The sequence below is a fragment of the Senegalimassilia sp. genome, from assembly GCF_977052095.1.
This window is the reverse complement of sequence record NZ_CDRSTZ010000011.1, coordinates 1-24,423: the sequence shown is the minus strand read 5'-3', so window position 1 is coordinate 24,423 and position 24,423 is coordinate 1. Positions and strand designations below refer to the sequence as shown.

18 protein-coding genes are annotated in these 24,423 nt (G+C 56.1%); 15 read left to right on the top strand and 3 right to left on the bottom strand.

The features are described from left to right. Positions 1-132: 132 nt before the first annotated feature. The 3 genes from ACWI6D_RS03670 to ACWI6D_RS03660 all read left to right on the top strand — a co-directional run bounded on the left by ACWI6D_RS03670 (position 133) and on the right by ACWI6D_RS03660 (position 2,372). Positions 133-1,017 carry a methionyl aminopeptidase gene (locus ACWI6D_RS03670; protein ID WP_302937683.1) on the top strand — a complete coding sequence of 295 codons (885 nt, stop codon included), beginning with the start codon at positions 133-135 and terminating at the stop codon, positions 1,015-1,017. Between the two features lie 235 nt (positions 1,018-1,252). Beyond that, entirely contained in the window at positions 1,253-1,543 is a 291-nt protein-coding gene (locus tag ACWI6D_RS03665) for a hypothetical protein (protein ID WP_449133694.1), read from the top strand. Next, the gene (locus ACWI6D_RS03660; RefSeq protein WP_449133693.1) at positions 1,530-2,372 is read left to right on the top strand and encodes a hypothetical protein; all 843 of its coding nucleotides are present in this window, start codon (positions 1,530-1,532) and stop codon (positions 2,370-2,372) included. Before ACWI6D_RS03665 ends, ACWI6D_RS03660 begins: the two co-directional genes overlap by 14 nt. 47 nt (positions 2,373-2,419) lie before the next feature. Here ACWI6D_RS03660 and ACWI6D_RS03655 read toward each other — a convergent pair whose 3' ends face one another. Continuing rightward, complete coding sequence (locus ACWI6D_RS03655) at positions 2,420-2,848, bottom strand: FKBP-type peptidyl-prolyl cis-trans isomerase (protein ID WP_129423896.1); 429 nt, start codon at positions 2,846-2,848, stop codon at positions 2,420-2,422. A 117-nt stretch (positions 2,849-2,965) separates the two neighbouring features. Next, positions 2,966-4,258 carry a glutamate-cysteine ligase family protein gene (locus ACWI6D_RS03650; protein WP_449133692.1) on the bottom strand — a complete coding sequence of 431 codons (1,293 nt, stop codon included), beginning with the start codon at positions 4,256-4,258 and terminating at the stop codon, positions 2,966-2,968. Between the two features lie 170 nt (positions 4,259-4,428). Between ACWI6D_RS03650 and ACWI6D_RS03645 the strand changes: the two genes are divergently transcribed. The 10 genes from ACWI6D_RS03645 (at position 4,429) to ACWI6D_RS03600 (ending at position 17,652) form a co-directional block, all read left to right on the top strand. Next, complete coding sequence (locus ACWI6D_RS03645) at positions 4,429-6,252, top strand: polysaccharide biosynthesis protein (protein ID WP_236648260.1); 1,824 nt, start codon at positions 4,429-4,431, stop codon at positions 6,250-6,252. Continuing rightward, a complete protein-coding gene (gene argC, locus ACWI6D_RS03640; protein ID WP_302937694.1) occupies positions 6,249-7,313 on the top strand; it encodes an N-acetyl-gamma-glutamyl-phosphate reductase in 1,065 nt (354 codons plus the stop codon). The genes ACWI6D_RS03645 and argC overlap by 4 nt, the downstream gene beginning before the upstream one ends. Positions 7,314-7,362: 49 nt before the next feature. Continuing rightward, positions 7,363-8,685: a bifunctional glutamate N-acetyltransferase/amino-acid acetyltransferase ArgJ gene (gene argJ / locus ACWI6D_RS03635; protein WP_449133710.1), complete on the top strand. Its 1,323-nt coding sequence runs from the start codon at positions 7,363-7,365 to the stop codon at positions 8,683-8,685. Next, positions 8,682-9,674 carry an acetylglutamate kinase gene (gene argB, locus ACWI6D_RS03630; protein ID WP_302937697.1) on the top strand — a complete coding sequence of 331 codons (993 nt, stop codon included), beginning with the start codon at positions 8,682-8,684 and terminating at the stop codon, positions 9,672-9,674. Before argJ ends, argB begins: the two co-directional genes overlap by 4 nt. A 41-nt stretch (positions 9,675-9,715) precedes the next feature. Next, a complete protein-coding gene (locus tag ACWI6D_RS03625; RefSeq protein WP_449133691.1) occupies positions 9,716-10,975 on the top strand; it encodes an aspartate aminotransferase family protein in 1,260 nt (419 codons plus the stop codon). Positions 10,976-11,249: 274 nt separating this feature from the next. After that, the gene (locus tag ACWI6D_RS03620; protein WP_129423908.1) at positions 11,250-11,678 is read left to right on the top strand and encodes an arginine repressor; all 429 of its coding nucleotides are present in this window, start codon (positions 11,250-11,252) and stop codon (positions 11,676-11,678) included. 250 nt (positions 11,679-11,928) lie between these two features. After that, positions 11,929-13,263, top strand: a complete 1,335-nt coding sequence (locus tag ACWI6D_RS03615) for an argininosuccinate synthase (RefSeq protein ID WP_288284226.1) — start codon at positions 11,929-11,931, stop codon at positions 13,261-13,263. A gap of 4 nt (positions 13,264-13,267) precedes the next feature. After that, on the top strand, positions 13,268-14,656 hold the full coding sequence (gene argH / locus ACWI6D_RS03610) for an argininosuccinate lyase (protein WP_449133690.1): 1,389 nt from the start codon (positions 13,268-13,270) through the stop codon (positions 14,654-14,656). Between the two features lie 170 nt (positions 14,657-14,826). Next, entirely contained in the window at positions 14,827-17,106 is a 2,280-nt protein-coding gene (locus ACWI6D_RS03605; protein ID WP_449133689.1) for a transglycosylase domain-containing protein, read from the top strand. A gap of 36 nt (positions 17,107-17,142) precedes the next feature. Continuing rightward, positions 17,143-17,652 (top strand): hypothetical protein, encoded by a 510-nt coding sequence (locus ACWI6D_RS03600; RefSeq protein WP_129423914.1) that lies wholly within the window; start codon positions 17,143-17,145, stop codon positions 17,650-17,652. 156 nt (positions 17,653-17,808) lie between these two features. Here the strand turns inward: ACWI6D_RS03600 and ACWI6D_RS03595 are convergent, their stop codons facing one another. Further along, a complete protein-coding gene (locus ACWI6D_RS03595) occupies positions 17,809-19,905 on the bottom strand; it encodes a transglycosylase domain-containing protein (protein WP_449133688.1) in 2,097 nt (698 codons plus the stop codon). Between the two features lie 228 nt (positions 19,906-20,133). Between ACWI6D_RS03595 and ACWI6D_RS03590 the strand changes: the two genes are divergently transcribed. Next, positions 20,134-22,650, top strand: a complete 2,517-nt coding sequence (locus ACWI6D_RS03590) for a DUF3656 domain-containing U32 family peptidase (RefSeq protein ID WP_449133687.1) — start codon at positions 20,134-20,136, stop codon at positions 22,648-22,650. Positions 22,651-22,699: 49 nt separating this feature from the next. Further along, complete coding sequence (gene tyrS, locus ACWI6D_RS03585; RefSeq protein WP_129423920.1) at positions 22,700-23,911, top strand: tyrosine--tRNA ligase; 1,212 nt, start codon at positions 22,700-22,702, stop codon at positions 23,909-23,911. Positions 23,912-24,423: the final 512 nt, after the last annotated feature.

Genomic DNA, 24,423 nt, shown 5'->3' with positions numbered 1-24,423 from the left:
TATTTGCGGCAGCGCGTTTTGCTGGGAGAGTGGCCGCAGTCTACTTTGCGCACGGCGTCTGTATTCGCGTGGTTTTAAGGTTTAGCCGAAGCTAACAGCGTTACAATAGGCCGCAAAACGAAAGGAAATCGCATGTACGACAATCTCAAAAGCCCCGGGCGCAACGACGAATGCTGGTGCGGCAGCGGGCGTAAGTATAAGAAGTGCCACCTTGATTCCGATGAGCGTCTGCAGGAGCTTTACGAGCAGGGTTTCGAAGTTCCGCAGCGCAGCCTGCTGAAAACCGCTGCAGATATCGAGGGCATCAAGAAAAGCGCGGCCATTAACATCGGCGTGCTTGATTACGTGGCCGAACGCATCGGGCCGGGCATTTCCACCGAGGAAATCGACAAGTGGATTTACGACTACACCGTCGAGCACGGCGGCATTCCTGCCGATTTGAACTACGAGGGTTATCCGAAAAGCGTGTGCACATCCATCAACGAAGTGGTGTGCCATGGAATCCCCTCGCCCGACGACGTGCTGAAAGACGGCGACATCGTTAACGTGGACTGCTCCACCATCCTCAACGGCTATTTCTCCGATTCGTCCCGCATGTTCTGCATCGGTAACGTTTCGGACGAGAAGCGCCGTTTGGTGGAGGAAACGAAGAAGGCGCTTGAGGCGGGCCTTGCCGCGGTCAAGCCGTGGGGGCTGCTCGGCGACGTGGGCGCTGCGGTTCACGAGTACGCGCACGCGCAGGGGTTCTCGGTTGTGCGCGAGTTCGGCGGCCACGGTATTGGGCTTGAGTTCCATGAAGACCCGTTCGTAAGCCACGTGTCCGAGCCGGGCACCGGCATGGTGCTTGCGCCGGGCAGCTGCTTCACCATCGAGCCCATGATCAATATGGGTGCGCATGACATCGACATGTCCGACCCGAACGGCTGGACGGTTCGCACAGCCGATCGCATGCCTTCCGCTCAGTGGGAGGTTCAGCTTGTGGTAACGGAAACGGGCTACGAGCTCCTGAGCTGGTAAGAAGCTGCTAGATGGCCTCTTTGGATTGAACCAGCATCCAAAGAGGCCATTTTTTTGCAATTTCATACGAACAAACGTACGTGTCTATGCTATACTAGCGCCATCGCATAAGAGCCAGTGCAAACGCTCCCCTATAACCGGGGGTTGTCCATAGATGGCAGCGGTGTTCCTCGCTGCCCGTACCACGTTTGCAAGATCCTCTTCACCCTTGGAACAGAATAAGTAGGTGTTCTCCATGGTCGAAATCGGCTCTCGCTCGTGCTGCTCTCATCCGCAGGCTTTGGTTGTTATAGCCGCCATTCCGTTGTGCCAGGCAAAAGCGCTGCAAAGTGTGCTGGAAGACGAGTGCCTTGATAATTGCTCCGGCGGCAGGCTCGGCAACATGTTGTGCAATGAAGATGTGTTCAGTGCTGATCAATGGTATGAACAGGAATTTCTCGATTGTCTGCCATTGCGATGTGCGTGCGTCATGGATTGCCAGGACGCCATCTGCCTCATGCAGGAGGTGGGCCATGTCGTGCTCTAAGTTGCTTTGGGATGAGCAGGTCCTCTCGCGCAAACAAGTTCCAACCGTCCAAGATGCCCTTGCGTGCTGCGATAAGCAAACGTTGCTCTATGTGGTAGAACGCACCTTTGCCTCGCGTATGCCTGGGTGGGAAACCGCAACGCCTCAGCAACGTCGAGTGGCGCGAAAGCGCATGGCCAGGGCGCTTGACGCCATGCGGCAATGCCAGGTCAAACGCAAAGAAGGCAAATCGTATTGCGTGTTTCCCCGGGAAGAATTCGTGGTGCACATCTCAGGTGGCCGAAGCGTCATAGAGCGCGTGCTGCAAGGGCGCGTGGTCGATGTGTCTTCTCGGCACAATTGCCCTGAAGGCGTACAGAATATGCTGACGTTTGGGTGCAAACCTTGGGCTGTTGCGCTTGCGTATCGTATCTGGCTTGAGGGCCCGTGGAATTGCCAGGAGCGCTATATGGTGCTGGCAAGCGTGTTTTGGCAGCTCACGCATCAGGGGTTTGAGGAACCTTGTGAACTTCCCCTAGAAAGCGAATCGCGCTCAAACGGTTTTTATCAGGTCTATGGCACATGCTCGCCGCTATCGTCAAAACCGCTTTGCGGGCCACGCGCTTTAGAGGCAAATTGCTATGGGTGGGATCGCATGCAAGATCGTGCTGTTTCACTTAATGAAGACTGCGTAAGCAAGGCGGAGTTCATGGGCCTTGGCGTTCCCGAGGCGCTTGAGGAAACGTACAAAGAAAGGCTTATCACTCGCGTTGCTCAGCTCAACAGCATCGGCCAGCAAGATCTTCAAGCGCGCGTCGTTCGCTTCTCGCAGCGCCTGCGCGCAGCATAAAAAGGCCGCCATAGCGGCGGCCTGAAATGCACTTTGAAAACGAAAGACTAGCCTTCAATTTCAACAAGCGTAATCTCGAAGTTAAGATCCTTGCCGGCAAGCTCGTGGTTCATGTCGAACGTCACAATGCCGTTTTCAATGCCCTGAACGAAAACGGGGAAAGGCTGACCGGTCGGGCCCTGCATGTACACGGTCTGGCCAACGGGAAGCTGGTCGCCATTGGGAATGTTCTCCAAGGGAATGCGCTGCACCAGTTCCTCGTTGCGCTCACCGTAGGCGTCGGCTGCGGGAATGTACACCGTTTTGGTTTCGCCTTGCTCCATGGTCTCAACGGCGGCGTCGAAACCGGGGATCATCTGTCCGGCCATGCACGTGAACTCCAACGGCTCGCCGCGGTCGAGGGAAGAGTCGAACTTCGTTCCGTCGTCCAAGGTGCCGGTGTAGTGAACCTTAACCTTTTTGCCCTTGTTGCTCATGGGTGTCTCCAATCGTTAGGTAAATGCTCGGTTCAGTCTACCCGAGTCTTCCGCCTTGTCCGTCACGAATTGCGGCGCGTTCGAAAAAGTTTCCGTTTCGTTGACCGTCGAAGAGCTTTAGCTCTCGGCGATATCGGCCAGGGTTGTGCGGTTTTGAACTAGTTGCATAAGCGGTTCAAGATACGTGGCATCTTCTGCTGAAAGGGCTTTTAGCGCAATGCCCATAATGCTGTCGCACAATTCCGCTGCAGGCTTTCCGTAAACAACGGCATCGTAGCCGTGCTGCATAAGTTCGTCCTTTGCGGCCTCAAAGCTTTCTGCGGTAACGCCCTCGAACAAAGTATCCAATGCATCAAGGCTGTTTTCGCTATAGAACAGCCCCTTGATCAGCGCTGCATAAGCAATGACATAGGGGGTGGGCATGGAGTCGGCAGGGCGAATCTCCAAGTAGGTCTTCAGGCGAACATCGGGGAACTGCATGGAAACAGCATGCTCGATTTCCTGGTTCGTCATGGTTTGGTTTGCGTAGATCTCGCCAAAGGTTTTTTCGCTGTAAGCCCAGCCGCCGTCCTGGGGCATCACTATGGCGGGGGTGTCCAAAACAAACTGGGCATAGCGCTCAAGCGTGAAGTCTTTGTTAAGCGCTCCCGGAACAAGTCCGCAGCGGTCGCGGTCTGTGTGCCTCCAAACGTCGGTTCTCATCAGCTTGTGTGTGCGGGGCTTCCCCTCAAATATGGGGGAGTTATCGCATATCAGGCTCAGCAACGGAACTAAGGCATACGCAAGGCGCATTTTCCGCAGGCAGTCATCAATGCTGGTGTAATCAATGGAAATCTGCGTAGAAGCGCTACCTCGCATCATGCAGGGGCCGTAAGAATCCTTTGCGCTCAGATAACGGTTCATGAAGTCGTATCGCTGTTTGGGGATAAGTTCGAGGCTTCGTGCGGTTGCGCTGGGGTGATATCCCTGCGCAACAATGCACATCCCGTTTTGCGCAAGCAGGTTTTGAAGCGTGTTCTCGTACGCTGAAAACACTTTGCTTGCATGCTCAAGCGTGTCGAACGGGCCTGCGGACAGCTCGACTTGCGCAGCGGGTTCGATGGTGATGGCTTCTCCGCGCCGTGCTACACCCAGAAGGTCGCCTTCGCTGTCTACGGTTTTTTCGGGGTAGCTTTCGGAAAGCTGCGAAAGCAGCCAGGCAACGCCATGCTCCTCGCTGTACGACACGGGCGAGTTGTCGTTGCGTACAACAATTTGCTCAAGCTCTATGCCAAGCTTTCCGTGGCTTCCATGAGGTTTGATGCCGCTTTCGAAAAAGCGGACCAATGCATCGATATTGCTTTGTCTTGCAGGCTGCGACATGGGACAATGCTCGGTTTCGTCGCTAGATTGGCGGGCTGTAGTATTCATGAAACAAGCTCCTTAGCCGGTAATATCGCTGCAATAATACGACACTTTGGATACAATAAACCCTCAGTCGGCAGCCTTTGTAGGTAATCTGACACTATGAACTGTTCTATTTGATGAAGATGAAGACGGGGCCGGGTTTGGACGTGCATATCACAAAAAGAACAGCGCTTTTGTTGCTGCTCGACATCGTTGCTACGTATATTTCGTATTGGCTTGCTTCCATCCTCACGAACGTGAAGGGTGAAGTGTTCGTCAACAACGAGATTTACTTCGTTCTTGGCATTCTGGCATGCATCAATGTGCTGGTGCTTGCTGCATTTCGCTTGTACAACAACCTCTGGGAATACGCCAGCATTGACGAGGTCGTTCAAATCGTGGGGGCAACGGTGCTTGGCACCCTTGGAGGCGCCGCGTTCCTGTGGATTATCGGCACGCGGCTTCCCATCAGGGTGTTTGTCGTATCGTGCTTTTTGCTGATTTTCTTCATGGGCGGCATGCGGTTTATATTCCGTTATATGCGCCAAAAGGGGCGCGCCTTCGTGTCGTCGCAGCGCACGTGCGATCGTCCTCGTACGCTTGTTGTCGGCGCGGGCGAAACGGGTTCCTTGGCAATCGGGCGCATGGCGTCGAAAGACCCGCTGATGCCCGGTATTCCCATCATCGCAACGGATGATGATCCCGCAAAGCGTGGTCAGCGCATTCACGGCGTTAAGGTTGGCGGGTCAACCAAAGACATCGTTGATTTGGTCGATCGCTACGACATCCAACAAATCGTCGTTGCCATTCCGTCGTCTACGCCTGAAGAGCGCAAGCGCATTTACGGCGAATGCACGAAAACCGATTGCCGTTTGCGCACGCTTCCGAACGTACGCGCCCTGTCCCTTGACGAAATCGGCGACGTTAGTCTGCGCGATGTTGACGTTGCAGACCTGCTTGGTCGCGAGGAAATCGTTTTGAACACGCGTGCGGTTTCGGGCTATATCGCGGGGGAAACGGTGCTTGTCACCGGCGGCGGCGGCTCTATTGGCAGTGAACTGTGCCGGCAGCTTTGCACGGTTGCGCCTGCGCGCATCATCATTTTCGACATCTACGAGAACGATGCCTACATGCTGCGCAACGAGTTGCTTTCCGAATACAGCGACATCGAGATCATCATTGAAATCGGCAACGTGTGTGACATCGATCGCGTAAACGAGGTATTTGCGAAGTATCGTCCCGGCGCGGTGTTCCATGCGGCGGCTCACAAGCACGTTCCGCTTATGGAGCACTGCCCCCGAGAGGCGGTGCACAATAACGTTTTCGGCACTCTTAACGTTGTTCGTGCTGCCGATGCATACGGCGCTGCTCGATTCATCTTCATCTCCACCGATAAAGCGGTGAATCCCACTAGCGTCATGGGCGCAACGAAGCGCATGGGCGAGATGGTCGTTCAGTACTATGCCCATTCTTCGAAAACCATCTTCACGGCCGTCCGGTTCGGCAACGTACTTGGCTCGAACGGCAGCGTCATCCCCGTATTCCAGCGGCAGATCGCTGCGGGTGGCCCTGTTACCGTTACGCATCCCGATATCGAGCGCTTCTTCATGACCATCCCCGAAGCGTCGCGTCTTGTCATCCAGGCGGGAGGCATGGCTCGCGGGGGCGAAATCTTCATTCTCGATATGGGCGAGCCCGTGAAGATCGTTGATTTGGCAAAAGGTTTGATTCAGTTGCAAGGTCTCATGCCTGACGTCGACATCAAAATCGAGTTTACGGGCTTGCGCGAAGGTGAGAAGATGTACGAGGAACTGCTCATGGACGAGGAGAGCACGCTTCCTACTGATAACCAGTCCATCATGATTTCAACGGGGCAGGAAATCAGCTACGATCAGGTTGCCGCAAAGCTCGATGAGCTTGAGAACGCATTATCAGCAACCGATGAGGAAGCGATTCGCATGCTCGAACAGGCGGTCCCAACGTATCATTACACCTCGAACGGGAAGGGTATCGTATGAGCATCAAATGCGGCATTGTGGGAGCGGCGGGCTTCGCCGGCGTCGAACTGATTCGCGTGGCGCTTCGGCACCCTGAGTTCGAGTTGGTTGCGGTAACTTCTAACGAACTGGCAGGAACGCCTGTTGCGAAGGAGTACCCGTGCTTTACGGGCGCAACGGATTTGGTGTTCACGAAACACGACGATCCCGCAATCGATGAGTGCGACCTCGTGTTTCTTGCTGTTCCCCATACGGCGGCAATGGCAATGGCTCCGAAAATCGTCAACCGCGGCGGCGTGGTGGTCGATATCTCGGCAGACTTTCGCTTGAAAGACCCCGCGGTTTACGAGCAATGGTACAAAGTCCCTCATACGCAAACCGAACTTCTGAAACGCGCAGCATTTGGCTTGCCTGAGCTGTTCCCCGATGATCTTGCGCGCGCGGCGCAGGAAAGGGCGCAGGGTAAAGGCGCTCTGGTCGGTTGCGCTGGCTGCTATCCTACGGCAACGTCGCTTGCCGCCGCTCCTGCGGTGCGCATGGGCCTTGTTGCCGACAACGCGCCGGTTGTGGTTGATGCAATCTCTGGCGTCACGGGTGCTGGCAAAAAGGCAACGGCACGCACTCATTTTTGCTTTGCCGATGAAAACCTTGAAGCATACGGCGTTGCCACGCATCGCCATACGCCGGAAATCGAGCAAATTTTGGGCATTCCCGGCAGGCTGGTGTTTACGCCGCATCTGGCTCCGTTGAACAGGGGCCTGCTTTCAACGGTCAATCTGCCCCTTGCGGCGGATGCAACTCGAGATGCCCAAGAAATCATCGAGCAATATAAGCGCTATTACCAGGACAGCACTTTTGTCACGGTGCTCGATAAGGGCGTTATGCCGAAAACGTCGTCGGTCGTGGGCACGAATTGCGCCCATATCGGCTTGGCCGTCAATGAGCGCGTAGGAATGCTTATTGCCGTCGGTGCAATCGATAATCTGGGCAAAGGCGCGGCGGATCAAGCCGTTCAGTGCGCCAACATCGTTTGGGGATTGCCCGAAAACCTTGGCCTTGATACAGTGGCAGTTCCGGTGTAGGGGATTTATTGTTGCGGGGCTTTAGGCTCCGGGAGAGAAGCGCATTATGATGAATTCCGTTCCCTCTTCAGGTTCCGAAGCGGATGTCGCGCCATTAGGAAACGCAAGTACGGCCGAGCGCTATGCCGACTTGCCGTTTCTCCCGAATGGCGGAGTGGCATCTGCAAAAGGGTTTAAGGCTTGTGGCATCCATGCAGGTTTCCGTGCTGATCCAAAGCGGTTGGATTTTGCGCTGGTTGCCGCAGACCAGCCGGCGGCATGCGCTGCCGTGTTCACCACGAACGTGTTCTGCTCGGCGCCGGTAACGGTGTCTAAGGAACGCTTGGGCGGCGTTGGGTACGGAACAGTCCGTGCGGTAGCTATCAACTCTGGTATTGCGAATGCGGCCACGGGGGATAAGGGCCTCGATACCGCTCGTCAATCATCGGCAATCGTGGCAGATGCGCTTGGTTGCCCGGCAGAAGAAGTGCTGGTGGCTTCAACGGGCGTTATCGGCCAGCATCTTCAGATGGAGCCGTTCGAAACGGGGTCCGAGAAGGCGGTTTCCGCTCTCTCGTCTGCTGGCGGCCATGACGCGGCTTGCGCCATCATGACAACGGACACGCATCCGAAAGAATATGCCGTTTCCTTCAGTGGTTCTGGCATCGGTTACGAAGGCTGTTCGTTTACCGTTGGAGGCATGGCCAAAGGGTCTGGCATGATTATGCCGAACATGGCAACGATGATTTCCGTTATCACCACCGATGCTCCTATTGCGGCAAATGATCTGCATACGGCGCTTAAAGCGGCGGTTGACATGAGCTTCAATAAAATCACTGTCGATTCAGACACGTCTACGAACGATTCCTGTTTCTTGTTGGCAAGCGGAGAAGCCGCTAAGCCGGGTGCTGCCTACATGGTTCCTGGAACCCCGGCTTTCTCGGCGTTCGAGCACGCGCTTCGCACCGTTTGCATCGCGCTTGCTCGCACGATGGCAACTGATGGCGAAGGGGCAACGCGCCTTATCACCGTTAACGTTGCTGGCGCGAAAACCGTCGAAGACGCCGATGCGGCTGCGCGAACGGTTGCGAACTCACCCCTGGTGAAAACGGCTATTTATGGGCACGATGCCAATTGGGGCCGCATTGCCGCTGCACTTGGACGATCGGGCGCAGCATTCGATCAGGAGTCGGTTGGTATCGACATCATGGGCCTGCCGGTGTGCCGTCAGGGTTTGACGGTTCCCTTCGACGAGGAAGAGGCGCTTCGACGATTCGAGTCGCCTGATGTGGTTATTGATATCAATCTCGGCGCAGGCGACGAAGCTACAACTATGTGGACGTGCGACTTCTCGCATGAATATGTCACGATTAACGGAGATTATCGCTCATGAAATACGCAAAAGACACGCGCCCCGAGGGCGCTTCCATTGAGGCAGCTGAAATCCTTGTTGAGGCTTTGCCTTGGATTAAAAACATCACTGGCAAAACCGTTGTCATCAAGTACGGCGGTTCGGCTATGGTCGACGAGAAGCTACGCGCCGATGTCATGAGCGACATCGTGCTGCTGAAAATCGTTGGCGTCAATCCGGTCATCGTTCACGGTGGCGGCAATGCCATTTCTCGTGCTATGGATATGCTGAACCTTCCGGTCGAGTTCAAGGATGGTCAGCGAGTCACGTCCCCTGAAGCTATGAACGTGGTTCGCACGGTGCTGATGGGCGAAGTGAATCAAGAGCTCGTCGAAGCGCTTAATCGTCATGGCAATTTCGCCGTGGGCGTATCGGGTGCGGATGCTGGCGTCATTGTTGCGGAGCAGGCAAGCCCCGAGCTGGGCCGTGTTGGTCGCATCACGCGAATCAATCGCCCCTTGCTGGACGACCTGGTTTCTTCCGACTACATTCCCGTTATCGCGTCGGTCGCCCTTGGCGAGGACGGTGGCTTCTACAACGTGAACGCGGATATGGTGGCGGGCCACATTGCTGCTGCGATTGGCGCTCACAAGGTGGTGTTCCTCACCGACGTTGACGGCCTGTATGAAAACTTCGAGGACAAAAGTTCGCTCATTTCCAACCTTACGGTCTTTGAGGCGCGTTACATGGTTGAGAACAACGTGGTTTCTACGGGCATGATTCCCAAGCTAAAGTCATGCATTCATGCACTTGAAAACGGTGTTCAGCGAGCTCACATTATCAACGGAACCACGCCTCATTCGCTGCTGCTTGAACTTTTGACCAGCACAGGCGTTGGCACCACCATGCATTCAACGGAAGAAGCGTACCGGTTCGATAACCACCCTCTGGGCAAGTTCGCTTCAAAGCTGCTTGAGAATCGCGACCAAAGTCAACCTGCGCAATCCACGCAAAGCAGCCAGAATCGTTAGCAAGCACTTGCAGGCGCACACTATTAGGAAGAGCGAATCAAATGTCTTTAGCTGAACAGCAAAAACTTGAATCTCAATACGTCATGCATACCTTTGGGCGCAAGCCAGTCGAGCTTGTTTCTGGAAAGGGAATGGTGGTCGAAGACGCCGACGGCAATAGCTACCTCGACTTCATTGCGGGTATCGGTGTCTGCTGCTTGGGCCACTGCCACCCGGCAATTGTCGATGCTTTGCAAAAGCAGACCGAACGCCTTATGCACGTAAGCAACTATTACTACATCGAGGGCCGTGGTCAGCTTGCTCGCCAGCTTTCGGCGCTGCTTAATGGCGGGGATGCCGATGCTCCCGAGCCGTGGCAGACGTTCTTTGCCAATTCCGGTGCAGAAGCCAACGAGTGTGCAATCAAGCTGGCGCGCCTGTACGCGCGCAAAAGCGCCGAGGAGAAAGCTCGCGAAGCTGGTGCGTCTGATGAGCAGGCAAAGCAAGCCTTTGAGGCGGCTCCGCGCACTATCGTCGTCCTTGATCGCAGCTTCCATGGTCGTACGCTTGCCACGCTTGCCGCAACGGCTCAGCCGGCAAAGCAGGAGGCATTTCAGCCTCTGCCCGGTGGCTTTGTGAGCACGCCCATAAACGATGTTGACGCGCTCAAAGCTTTGTTCGAACAGCAGGGTGCTGGCATTTGCGCTGTTATGCTCGAATGCATTCAGGGCGAAAGCGGCGTTCATCTTTGCACGCAGGAATTCCTGCAGGCCGTTCGCGACCTGACGAACCAGTACGGTGCGCTTATGGTGTGCGACGAGGTTCAGACGGGCATCTATCGTTGTGGAGCTCCGTTTGCTTTCCAGCATTTCGGCGTTACGCCCGACATCGTCACCATGGCAAAGGGTATTGCGGCAGGCATGCCGATGGGAGCGTGCGCGGCGCCTCGCCACATCGCCGAAGCCTTCCAGCCCGGCGATCACGGCACCACGTTCGGCGGCAGCTGTCTTGCCATTGCGGCGGCGCAGGCAACGCTGAACACCCTTGCGGATGGCTTCACTCAGCATGTCAACGAGGTTGGTGCCTATATGAGGGAAAAGCTTGCTACGGTGCCTCATGTGAAAGAGGTGCGCGGCGTGGGCTTTATGAACGCTGTCGATCTTGACGAAAGCGTTGATGCTCCTGCATTGGTTACGGCGGCACTGAAAGAAGGGCTGCTTCTGAATGCGACGGGTGCACATACGTTGCGCTTCCTTCCTCCGCTCGTGTGTGAAAAATCGGACATCGACACCATGGTGCAGCGCCTGAGCGCGATGCTGTAACGCGTTTCCGCATAATCTCAATAAGGCCCGGTCGACCTTCGTTACTGGTTTGGCCGGGCCATTTTGCGCAATGCTGTTATTGGGATGCGGCAAAACTGGTAAACTGAAGTGCGCAAACCACACGTTTTTCTATTTTCATCGTCAATACAACCACTTCTTGCGGTATCATCTATTGCATATTCCGTTTGTGGCTTGCACTATATTGCATAACGCAAAAGGATATTGCAGGAAACCGTATACGATGTCCTATCCATAGGACAGAGAGCATTCAGGCATGAGAAAACGGCAACAACGACATGACGTTATTCGCGATATCATTCGCGAAAACAATGTCAAAACGCAGCGCGATCTTGCAAGCCAGCTGCAGGCTGCCGGCTATGAGTGCACTCAGGCCACCATCTCTCGTGACATTATGGATATGGGTCTCGTTAAATCTCGGGAAGGCTATTACGTCCTTCCCGAGGAAATGCGTCTTCAGCGCATGGTTTCCGAATTGGTCGAAGAGGTGCACGTAGCAGGCAATATGGTGGTTGTGAAAACGTTTTCCGGCGGTGCTGCCGGCGTTTCCGCTGCTCTTGATAAAGCTTGCTTGCGTGGCGCGCTTGGCACCGTTGCCGGCGACAACACCATTATGATTGCTGCAGAAAGCCCCGAGGCTGCAATCGAGGTCAAAAAAGCCATCGACCGTCTGCGACGACGATAGTCGCATAGCATCCGTCGCGAGAACGGTCACTCTCGCATACCCATGTTTGTTACAAGCTGTTACGTTGTTAGTTTGCGCCAAATATCTGTCGTAGACTGCTGCAAGCGGTGTGCCAAGGGACAGCTGTCCTTCTGGCGCCGCTAGAAAACCTGTTATCAGCTGCCTGGCATTCCGGGGCATGTCTGCGCAACGCGGCAAGCGTGGGAAACGTGTTGTCAATTAAGCCGAACATACGGAAGGATTTTTTATCATGGCTGAGCAAAGGGAAAAGGTTGTCCTTGCATATTCTGGCGGTTTGGACACGTCATGCTGCATCAAGTGGTTGCAGGACGAGAAAAACCTCGACGTTATCGCCGTTGTGGGTGATGTGGGGCAGGAGCATGACGGCCTGGAGAAAATCAAGCAGAAGGCCCTGCGCGTCGGCGCGCTCGATTGCCTGGTCGTTGACATGCGTCAGATGTTCGCTCAGGAGTATCTGACGAAGGCATTGGCTGCAAATGCCATGTATGAGAACAAATATCCCCTGGTGTCTGCGCTGTCCCGTCCGCTGATTTCCAAGCACTTGGTGGACGCCGCTCACAAGTTCGGTGCAAAGTACGTTGCTCATGGTTGCACGGGCAAGGGCAATGATCAGGTTCGTTTCGAATCAAGCATCACTATGCTCGACCCGTCTCTTGAGATTCTCGCTCCCGTGCGTGAGTGGGACTTGCTGACGCGCCCCGATGAAATCGAGTGGGCTGAAAAGCATGGCGTTGAAGTGGGTGCCACGAAGGATTCCCCGTATTCTATTGATGACAACCTGTGGGGTCGCGCTATCGAGTGCGGCGTGCTGGAGGACCCGTGGGCCGAGCCGCCGACGGACATCTACACCATGACCACGGACCCCACGAAGGCTCCCGACGAGCCCGAGTACGTTGAGCTGACGTTTGCCCGTGGCGTTCCCTATGCCATCAACGGCAACCAGAAAAGCTATCTGGGCATTATTTACGAATTGAACGCTATTGCCGGCAAGCACGGCTATGGCCGCATCGACATGGTTGAGAACCGCCTGGTGGGCGTGAAAAGCCGTGAGTGCTATGAGGCGCCGGCCGCCATGGCACTGATTCTTGCGCACAAAGCGCTGGAAGATTTGGTGCTCGAGCGCGAAGTGCTGCACAACAAGCTTGACCTTGAGCAGACGTGGGCTCGCTGCGTGTACAACGGCCAGTGGTTCTCGCCTTTGAAGGAGGCTATCGACGCATTTATGGCCTCCACCCAGCGCTGCCTGTACGGCTCGGTGCGCCTGAAGTTCTACAAGGGTTCTTGCACGGTTGTTGGCCGCAAGTCCGCATACTCGCTGTATGATCAGTCCTTGGCAACTTACGACAAGGGCGACACGTTCAACCGCAGCGCCGCTGAAGGCTTTATCCAGATCCAGACGCTTTCCACCAGGACGTGGGCGGTCAATCGCCGCAAGGAAGGCGCTCCTGCTGAGCTGTTCGACGCCCAGAACCAGCAAGGTCCCCTGAAGCGCGGCCGCTACGAGGACGTTACTCCTCTGTGGCGTCAGGCCGAAAAGCCCGCTGCAAACAAGGAAACGGAGTAGTCCCATGGCTTTATGGTCGGGACGTTTCACTGAAAACGTAAGCGAATTTACGCAGCGCTTTGGCGCTTCCTTGCCGGTTGACAAGGCTTTGTATGCTCAGGATATCGCCGGCTCGAAAGCGCATGCGCACATGCTGGCGAAGGTCGGCGTCATTTCGCATGAAGACGCTGATGCCATTGATTCCGGTCTCGAGCGCGTGAAGAATCGCATAGAGTCGGGGGACTTCACGTTCGACATTAACGATGAAGACATTCACATGTCCGTCGAACGAGCTTTGACGGCGGACATCGGCGATGCGGGCGCACGTCTCCATACCGGAAGAAGCCGCAACGACCAGGTGGCAACAGACACGCGTTTGTTTGCGAAAAAGCGCGCGCATGACCTCATGCACGCCAACGTTGCGCTGCGTCATGCGCTCGTTGAGCAAGCCGAGAAGCACTTCGACGTCATTTTGCCTGGCTATACGCATATGCAGCATGCCCAACCGGTGTTGTTCTCGCATCATATGCTTGCCTACGTGTGGATGCTTACGCGCGATTTCGAGCGTCTTGCGGCAGCTGAGCGCGCGGCGGATGCAAGTCCGCTTGGCGCGGCAGCGCTGGCCGGAACCACCTATCCGCTCGACCGCCAGATGACGGCGGCGGAGCTTGGCTTCAGTAAGGTAATCCCCAATTCGCTTGATGCTGTTTCTGATCGCGATTTCTTGCTCGATCTTGATTATGCCTGCGCGGTAAGTTGCATGCACCTGTCGCGCTTATGCGAAGAGCTTGTGCTGTGGTCAACGTCGGAGTTCGGTTTCATTGAGCTGTCGGACTCCTTCTCAACGGGGTCGTCCATTATGCCCCAGAAGAAAAACCCCGATTTCGCCGAACTCATTCGTGGCAAAACAGGGCGCGTCGTCGGCAATCTGGTTTCGCTGCTGGTTACCATGAAGGCGTTGCCGCTTGCCTACAACAAAGACTTGCAGGAAGACAAGTACGGCGTCATCGACTCGGCAAAAACGCTAGAGGACTGCTTGCAGTGCGCTGCCGGAATGATTGAGACCATGCAGATCAAACCGGACAGCATGATGGCGCAGGCGAAGAAGGGCCACCTGGCCGCAACGGACGTTGCTGACTATCTGGCAAAGAAGGGCCTGCCGTTCCGCCATGCTCACGAAGTGGTTGGTCGCCTCGTGCTGTTATGCGAACAGCGAGGTTGCAACCTCGATGACTTGTCCCTTGAAGACTTCAAGGCAGCAAGTCCGCTGTTCGAGGAAGATATTACGTCTGCGTTGGACCTGGAAAGCATCGTGAAGGCCCGAACAACGGAAGGCGGAACAGGCAACAGCGTTGTTCGTCAACAGCTTGATCAGGCAAAAACCGTGCTTGCAAATGACGAAGCTTCTTTGTAAATAACGGCATCTTGCAAAAGCTCAAGAGCATCAGATCCCAATAAAGGCCTTGAAGCCGCTAAATCATCGGCGGCTTCAAGGCCTTCTCTTACTTTTTTGCTACGAACTTGTGTGCTTTGAATTCTGATTTTCCCCCGATGGTACAATGAGCCGAGTTTTGGAGGTGGTTTGTGGCTTCTCGATCGATAAAGAGCAGGCCGAGCATTAAGAAAAAGCACCCCGTTGTTGGTGTGCTTGCGGTGCTTAGCGTTCTTGTTGCGTGTTGTGTTGCGGGCGCTATCGGTGTGTTCGCGCTTTGCAATTCATGGATAGGCGATCTTAGCGATTACGATGTCTCGGAGGTTTCCGAGCTCAATTCCGCCATGCCTACAACTGTGCTGGCTTCTGATGAAACGACTCAGCTTGCGCGCTTTCAAGTGGAAAACCGCGACCCTGTTGAGCTTGATGGTATCAGCAAATATGTTTTGCAGGGTACAGTTGCCACGGAGGATGAACGTTTTTACGAGCACGGTGGCTTCGATTTAGTCGGCATTGCGCGTGCGGCGTTCGTTACGCTTACCGGTTCCGGTCGAGAGGGCGCATCGACAATCACGCAGCAGTTCATTCGCAATACCATTTTGTCTGACGAGATGAACGACATTTCGCTGAAGCGTAAAGTGCGCGAAATGTACCTGTCCGTTAAGCTTGAAGAGCAGTATTCCAAAAACGATATCCTGCTCATGTATCTCAATACCGTGAATTATGGGTCTGGCGCATACGGCATTCAGGCGGCGTCGCAGCGCTATTTTTCTAAAGACGCCACAGACTTAACGCTTGCCGAAGCGGCAGCGTTGGTTGGTATTCCTCAGTCTCCCACGTATAACAATCCTATCGATTATCCCGACAACTGCTTTGCGCGCCGAAATCTTGTGCTCGATCGCATGCTTTCGAACGGATATATATCGCAAGAGGAGCATGATGCGGCGAAGGCGGAGGCTCTGGTGCTGAATCCGTCCACGCCTACATCCGACGGCATTGAAAAATACCCTTACTTCACTAGCTACGTGAAAAACGTGCTTTCCGATCAGTATTCCCAGCTTGACGTGTTTAAGGGTGGGCTGACAGTTGTCACCTCGCTTGACATCGACACGCAAGAGGCGGCGGAATCGGCCATTCGTGCCAAGGAAAATGCACTTGGCGAAGCCATTAGCGGATCGATGGTTGCCATTGACCCCGACAATGGGTTTATTCGAGCCCTGGTAGGCGGCAAAGATTGGGAAACGCAGAAGACGAATCTTGCAACAGGCGAAGGCACCAACGGGGGACGTCCTTGCGGATCGGCCTTTAAAACGTTTACGCTTATCGCTTCACTTGAGGAAGGTATTGATCCTCAAACCATGGTTGATTGTTCATCGCCTGCGGTTATTCCCGACACCGATTACGACAATAGCAATCCGCTGCAAAACTACGACAACAACAATTATGGTACGCGCAGCATCGCTCGTGCATTTGCTGTATCGTCGAATACGGGTTTCGTCCGACTTCAGATGGCGCTTGGCACTCAGAAGGTTATTGGTGTGGCTAAGAAGATGGGCATAACCTCAACGCTGAACGCCAACCCTTCGCTTACGCTGGGCCAGTCGAACGTCACCATGCTTGACATGGCCGATGCATATGCGTGCATTGCGAACGGTGGGACGCGCTATGATGCTCAGCCGATCATGAAGATTTACGACAGCAAGAACAATCTTATCGTCGACAACACGAACCCAGCGGGCACGCAGGTTATCTCCGCTGAAGTAGCCCATGCCGCTACCGAGGTTATGAAGGGCGTTGTGAACACTTCTGAAGGTACCGGCACACTTGCAAAGCTCGACAACGGTCAGGCAGTTGCTGCGAAGACGGGTACTTCTAGCGAATATCACGATATTACGTTTTGCGGCATCACCCCGCAGCTTTCTGTGGCAATTTGGTTTGGCGACCCATCGAACACCGAAACCATTCCTTCGAATGTGAACGCGGCCGATGTCTTCCATAATTTCATGACAGCTGCGCTTTATGGGCAGGCAACGGAAAGCTTTCCCTCGGCGGCCGATCCTTCCTACAAACCGTTCTCGAACGCAACGTATCACGTTGGTTCAAGCTGGAGCGGCTCAAGCGGCTACAACACCAATTCCTGGTCAAACTCCACAGGCAACTCCGGCTCTTATGGCTCAAATGCGAATGGAACGGGAACCGGTGATGCTAATAACTACGGAAATGACTCTACAGGTGGTTCAACCTCCGGCACGGGTTCGGGTACTGGTGCTGGCGTAGGTGCCGGTACGGGAACGTCTGGGGGAACCGGAGCCGGTGCAGGAACAGGTGCGGGCACTGGCGCAGGAGCGTCGAACGGTGCAGCAGCTGGTGGTTCCGGCAATTCGGGAGGAACCTCAACTGGCGCTACTGGTGCTGGTAGCTCGGGAGCCTAATAGCTTTTGTTTGATTTGTCATCAGATAGGAACGATATGAAACTTCAGACTCTTTCGAAAGCGATAGCGCTGGCTAGTGCTGGAATCCTCGGTATGGGTGTTCTCGGCGGATGCGCCGCGCAGCAGACGTCTGCCGTTACCGAAGCGCAATCCGAAAATCGTGCGTACATGACGCAAGTCAACCAAACTATGGAAACGCTGAAGGACAGGCTCGCCAGTTTTTCGGATGCCGTATCCCGTGGCGATGTGGTGAACATGCGCACGCAAGCTGATAACGCCTTCAAGGCGCTGGACTCTTTGAGCTCGCAAGATGCTCCTGATTCATTGAAGGACATCAAGCAGCAGTATGTTGATGGCTGCGCCGACCTTGAAACGGCGCTCAGCGACTACGTGACCCTTTATGCGGAAATCGACAGTGCAACCGACACTCAACCGTTCGACTGGTCTTCGTATGACGAACGGCTCGCCGCTATCCAGTCTTCGTACGACTCTGGTATCGCAAAGCTGGAGGCGGGAGACAAGGCTGCGGCAGACTTGAACGGCTAGACAGTTTCGCTCAAGCAGTTGCGACTCTATCAAACAGTCAAAGAGAAGGGCGCCTCGCAAGCAAGCGAGGTGCCCTTCTCGGCGTTTTGCGACGGCGCGCAGCAGGGGGTGACCATCAGCGAGAATACCAAACACGGTCGCATGGAAGAATGACGGCTACGAAGTTTTCGGCCCCGTTGAAAGCACGATCACTATCATTCCGTCGCTTGCCACGTATTGACGAATCACCGTATCCTTTGCAACCGTTCCGGAATATTCGGTCACGTAGCCAGCCTTCCAGTCTGCCAGCAGGGTTTTCGCTTCGGTAAGCGTTTTGCCCATGGTGTCAGGTGGCGTGCCTGCATCGTCTGAATTTGCGGTTTTCGATCCTTCCGAAATGCTTGTCGGGGTTTGCGAATCAGGGGCTTCTGCAGCGTCCTCGTCGGCCCCAAGCTTCGCTTTTTGCGTCTCATTGAACGCGTTGTTGTACGAGGGGTCTTTTGTTTCGGGGAATTGCTCGATGCTTCTGCCGGAAGTTGCCTGGTCCATGAAATCTTTCCAAAGCGCATTGCAGTTCAGCTGTTCACCCGATGAGATGCTTCCTGCGGGGTTGCCGATCCACGTAGCAACGGAGAGCGAAGGTGTATAGCCCACAAGCCAGTGATCGGCAAAATCCGTAGATGTTCCGGTCTTTCCCGCTACCGGCTGTCCGCTTTCCAATTTGGCGCCTTGCGCGGTTCCATCGCTTGCTTCAAATACTTGGCGAAGGGACTTCGTCGTTGCCCCGGCAACTTCTTCGCTAATTACGCGCTCGGAAGAATCTTGCGCTTCGTAGATAACGCTGCCGTCTTTATCTTCGATTTTGGTGATAACCAAAGGCGTGCGCTTTACGCCACCGCTGGCAAGCGTTGCGTACGCGCTGGCCATGTCAAGTGGCGTCACGCTCGCAACGCCAAGTGTTGTGGTGTAAACGGTTGAAAGCGGCGACGTTACTCCAAGTCGTTTAGCCATGTCGTTAGTGGCAGCTTGTCCAATTTCTTCGGAAAGGCGTAGGTATCCGGTATTCGACGACACGGCGGTTGCGCTCTCGATGCTTCGAATGCCGTAGTCAATGTTCGCGAAATTCTCGAAGGCTTGTTCTTTACCGTCAATCTCTTTTGTCATCGGTGAGGTGCAGTCGATGCGGGTTTTCGGCGAGATGCCTTTCTCAATGGCGGCGGCAAGTGTGAATGCCTTGAACGTCGAGCCTGCCTGACGGCCCGATCCGCCCGTACCCGTGGCAATATTTACCTGGCTAGATTTGTAGTCTCCACCGCCAACCATAGCCTTGACTTGGCCGGTCTTAGGGTCAATGGCAACAAGCGCGGTATCAAGCTCGCTGCTCATACGGGCGCGCTGCGCATCGCATGCGGCTTCCGCTTTGTCTTGCAACGTTGTATCAAGCGTCGTGTAAATAGTCAGCCCGCCTTCAAACAGGTCGGCATATGAGCATCCGTAAGGATTGTTCTCCTCCATAAGCAAGCTGCGTACATAGCTGGTGAAGTAGGGGTAGGCGTAAATGCCGTCTTCGGGTACCTCGGGAGCCAAGTTAAGTCCCAGCGGCTCAGCCTGTGCCGCATCGTGCTCTTCTTGCGAGATATCGCCTGCGGAAAGCATGCGATCAAGCACCAAATTCCGTCGCGAAAGGCAGGCATCGGGGTATGTCTTCGGGTTCAAGAACGTGGGGGATTGCGGAATACCGGCAAGTGTTGCCGCCTGCGCAATCGTCAAGTTGGCAGCAGTCGTTTGGAAATAATTCTCCGCCGCCGCCTCGATGCCGTAGCAGCCGTCACCGTAGTTGACGGTGTTCAGGTACATCATCAGCAGCTCGTCTTTGCTGTATTCCTTTTCCATGTTCAGCGCCAGCTGAGCTTCGCGGATTTTTCGCTCGATCGAGATGTCGTTCGCTTCCTGCGTCAGCAACGTGTTGCGCACAAGCTGCTGCGTAATGGTGGAGGCGCCTTCCAGGCTGCCGCCCGCAAGGTTGTTCACGAGCGCGCGAGCGATGCCCGGCAGGTCAACGCCATTGTGCTCGTAGAATCGAACATCCTCGGTATCAACGGTGGCATGCTTGACGTAGTCGGAAACTTCGTCCGACTCAACGGGGTCGCGCTTTTCCAGCTGGAATTCCGCAAGCGTGGTCGTTCCATCTCCCGCATACATCACCGATTCTTGCGCATGGCTCGTAAAGGCGGTGTTATCGATGCTGGGCAAATCTTCGGTCCAGCCGTTCATGACGCGTAAAGCCCCTTGAATGCCCCAATAGCCCACGAAGCAAGTGCTCGCCAGAGCTACAAGGATCATCCAGGGGATGGCATGGGTGCGCATTTCGCGCTGTTTTCGTCTTAGTTTCATTGCTCGATTATACTACCCTCACATTATTTCTATTCGACGTACGGCGGCATCCAGCGGCATTGCAAAACTCGCCTTGCCCTGCGCCCGGGCGTATACGGGGGTTGTTTTATGAATCGTGAAGTGGAATTGCTGGCGCCAGCTGGCGGCATGGCGGCGTTTCATGCCGCAATTCAGGGCGGTGCCGATGCGGTCTATCTGGGCTTGCAGTCGTTTAACGCTCGGCGCGGCGCTGACAATTTCACGTTGGAAACGTTTGCGGATGCTTGCGCGTACGCTCACCTGCGCGGCGTCAACGTGTACGTTACGCTGAACACGGCAATTCTGCCGAACGAGGTCAACGATGCGCTTGAAACCGCTCGCCAGGCATATCGTGCCGGCGCAGACGCGTTCATCGTCCAGGACATCGGCATCGCCTCCGAGCTGGTGCGCACGCTCCCGCAGGCACGCCTGCACGTGTCAACGCAAATGAACACGCACAATGAAGCCGGCGTTCGCGCGGCGGCAGAACTTGGCGCCAAGCGCATCACGCTTGCGCGCGAACTATCGCTTCCTGAAATCGAGCACCTGGTGGGCGTGGCAGACGAACTCGGCGTCGAAATCGAAACATTTGCGCATGGTGCGCTTTGCGTGTGCTATTCGGGCCAGTGCTTCATGTCGTCGCTCATCGGCGGGCGTTCGGCGAACCGCGGTCTTTGCGCGCAGGCTTGCCGTCTGCCGTACACGCTGCACAACGTCGCGAAAAACAAGCCGCTTCCCGCGCCGGGCGAGCACCTGCTCTCTCCGCAGGACCTATGCACTATCGACTTGCTTCCCGATCTGGTACGCGCAGGGGTTTCGTCGCTGAAAATTGAAGGTCGCATGAAGTCGCCCGAGTATGTGCTTGCGGTTACGCAGGTATATCGCGAAGTGCTCGATCGCGTGCTGACAGCGCGCGATGCGGCGCAAGAAAGCGACAGCGCGTCATGGGCTGCGCAGCCTGCAACGGAAGAAGAGCATCAGAAGCTGGCCGAAGCATTCTCCCGCGGCTTCACCACCGCCTACCTTGAAGGCCATCGCGGCAACGAAATCATGAGCTACGGACGCCCCAACAATCGCGGCGTGTTCATCGGGCGCGTTGCATCGGTGCGCAATGGCAAGGCTGCCGTTGTCGCCGATCAGGAAATCGTCGCGGGCGATGTCCTCGAATTCTGGACGAACAAGGGCCATTTCGCCTATACCGTCTCGCAGGTTGAGAGGGACCGCAACGGCAACGTTTTGCTTGCGCCGGAGCGCGCCGTGGGCAAGGGCGACCGCGTCTTTCGCGTGCGCAGCGCGAAGGCGGCGTTCGTCGACGACGACAAGCTGCCTCGTGTGCTCGTCGATGGCGTTGCTCGCTTGCGCATCGGGCAGCCCTTGCGCGTGGAGTTTCGCCTGGCAGACGCGCCGGGCAACGGTCGCGCCTATCGGGCTGCCGTCAAGCGCTTCGCCTGCCAACCTCTGCCGGCGGGCGTTGCCGAGGGCCCAAACGTCGAGGCGGCCCGTACGAAAGCGGTTGCCGAAGCGGACGTTCGTGCTCACATCGACCGCATGGGCCAAACGCCGTTTGAGCTCGCATCGCTCGTCGTCGAAATCGATGAAGGAGTCGGCATCGGCTTCTCCCAGCTGCATCATGTGCGCGCAGCGGCGCTCGAATCCCTCAAGCAGCAATTGCTCGAAGGCGTGACCGCCCGTCCGCTTCCGCGTGTCGAGCCGCTTCCCGATGTGCGTCCTGCCAACGTGGGCGGCGTTCATGTTGCCGCACTCGTAACGAACCCCGCTTGCGCCAAAGCCGCGAAGCGCGCCGGTGCGGACGTGCTGTACGTTCCGGCCGTCAACCTTGAGCATGGCCAGGCAACGGTGGCGGGCCAACTGACCGCAACCGTCGAGCAAGCAAGCTACCCGAAGCAGTGCACGGTTGTGCTCCCCGTCGTGTGCCACGACAACTGCAAACTTACGCGCGAGCAGGCATGCGGCTTCGACGCGTGGCGAAGCGTGCACGCCGACCAGCCTGTCGTAGCGGAGGGCCTTGGCATGCTCTCGCGGGCAATGGCGCAAGGCGGGCTCGTTGAGGTGGGGCCGCACCTGCCCATCACCAACAAACTCGCACTCCGCAAGGCTGCAGAGCTCGGCGCGCGCCGTGTATGGCTTTCCCCCGAGTTGAACCTGGCGCAAATTGCCGAATTGGCGAAGGAGTCGCCGGTTGAACTGGGACTTACCGTAATCGGCCGCCAGGAACTCATGACAACGGAGCACTGCATGCTCATGAGCCAAGGCCCCTGCGCACAAAACTGCGCTTCGTGCGCTCGCCGCAAAAGCCCGCACTTCCTCAAAGATCGAAAAGGCTACGATTTTCCCGTTGTCACCGACCAGCTGGGCAGAAGCCACCTTTACAACAGCGTGCAGCTCGATGTCGTCCATGCTCTGCCGGACATCATCCAGGCGGGTGTGTCGTGGCTGATGGTCGATGCCACTATGCTCAACGTCGAGGAAACCACGCAGGCTGTGCAAAGGGTTGTGCGCGCGCGTAACATCGCGCACGCGCAAGGCGCCGCCCTGCCTAAAGAGCCCGGTTGCACCAGCGGCCATCTGTTCCGAGGAGTGCAATAACCCGCATATGCTAGAATCGCGAGCATACGCGTCATAGAAAGAGGAAATCATGCTGTCCGCAGAAGAACAACTGCACATCATCGCATCAGGCGCTGCGCAAATCGTGCCCGAAAATGGCCTGCTCGAAAAGCTCAAGCGTGGCAAGCCGCTCAACATCAAACTCGGCGTCGACCCCACCAGCCCCGACTTGCACTTGGGCCACGCCGTGCCGCTGCGCAAAATGCGCCAGTTCCAAGACCTCGGCCACAACGTCACGCTCATCATCGGCAACGGCACCGCCATGATCGGCGATCCGTCCGGCAAAAACACCACGCGCCCGCAGCTCTCTCAAGAGCAGGTGCAGGCAAACGCTGAGACCTACGTTGCCCAGGCAATGAAAATCCTCGATCCCGAAAAGACGAAGATCGTCTACAACGCTGACTGGATTCTCTCGCTCGATCTCAAGCAGCTGCTCGGCCTGCTCAGCAAGTTCACGGTTGCCCGCATCCTTGAGCGCGACGACTTCACGAAGCGCTATCAATCGCAAACGCCTATTGCCCTGCACGAGTTCCTCTATCCCGTTATGCAGGCATACGACTCGGTCATGGTGAAGGCCGACGTGGAAATGGGCGGCACCGACCAGCTGTTTAACCTGCTTGCCGGGCGCGACCTCATGGAGAAAATGGACATGGAGCCCCAAATCGCGCTGACCATGCCGCTTCTCGAAGGCACCGACGGCGTGCGCAAGATGTCCAAGAGCTACGGCAATTACGTGGGCCTCACCGACGAGCCGAACGACATGTTCGGCAAGGTCATGTCCATCCCCGATGAACTCATGATCAAGTACTACCGCCTGGCGTCCACGCTTCCGGTGGCGGAAATCGATCAGCTCGAGAAGGACCTCGCCGAGGACAAACTGCATCCTAATAAGGTGAAGCGTGCCTTGGCCCGCAACATCGTCACGGCGTACTACGACGAAGAAGCAGCCCAGCAGGCCGAGGCCGATTTCGACCTGAAGTTCAAAGAGCATGGCTTCCCGGAGGACGCTCCCACGTTCGAGGCCGATCTCACGCCTGGCGAAGACGGCACGGTGTACTTCGCAAAGCTGCTGGTAAATGCAAAGGTTGCTCAAAGCGTGTCAGAAGCAAGGCGACTCATCGATGGCGGCGGTGTAAAGATCAACGGCGAAGCGCTCGCGCCGAAGTCGTACAATCTCAAGCCCGAGCAGCTGCAAGGCGCCGAAATCCAGGCAGGCAAAAAGAAGTTCCTGCGCCTGGTGTAGCTTTAAAACGCAAGACAAGGCGGGGCCGAGCAATCGGCCCCGCCTTATATATTGGCGAGAAGCGGGGACCGGGATCCGGCAGGGAAGGAGCGGCCTCCTCACCCCCCGCGAGGACTCCGACCCCGCAAGAAGCGGGAGCGGCGGGCCTTCCCATCTTCGGGTATAGGGCGGAAGGCCAAGCGGTCTCGGCGAGGGCGGCCGCCCCCCGGGCGCCACCCGCAGGAGGCGACTCCCCGAATGCGCTGCGCGCCCCAAAACCCAAATATGTAGGAAACGTGGAGAAACCGCCCAACAGAAAATAGTCCTTGCATCGGGGCGGTGAGGCGCGTATTATTCAATCTTGCGCCAAGCGCGAAAGCGCGAAGGCCGAAAGCCGCGGGGGAGACCCCGCAGGCGGGAACCTTGAGAACCGGATACTGGACAAGAGACGATCACAATAGCCAGTGAAGCCAGCGCAGGCAGGGCCTACCTACTTTGAGCCCGCCTGCCCCGGATTTACAATTTCTTTTAAA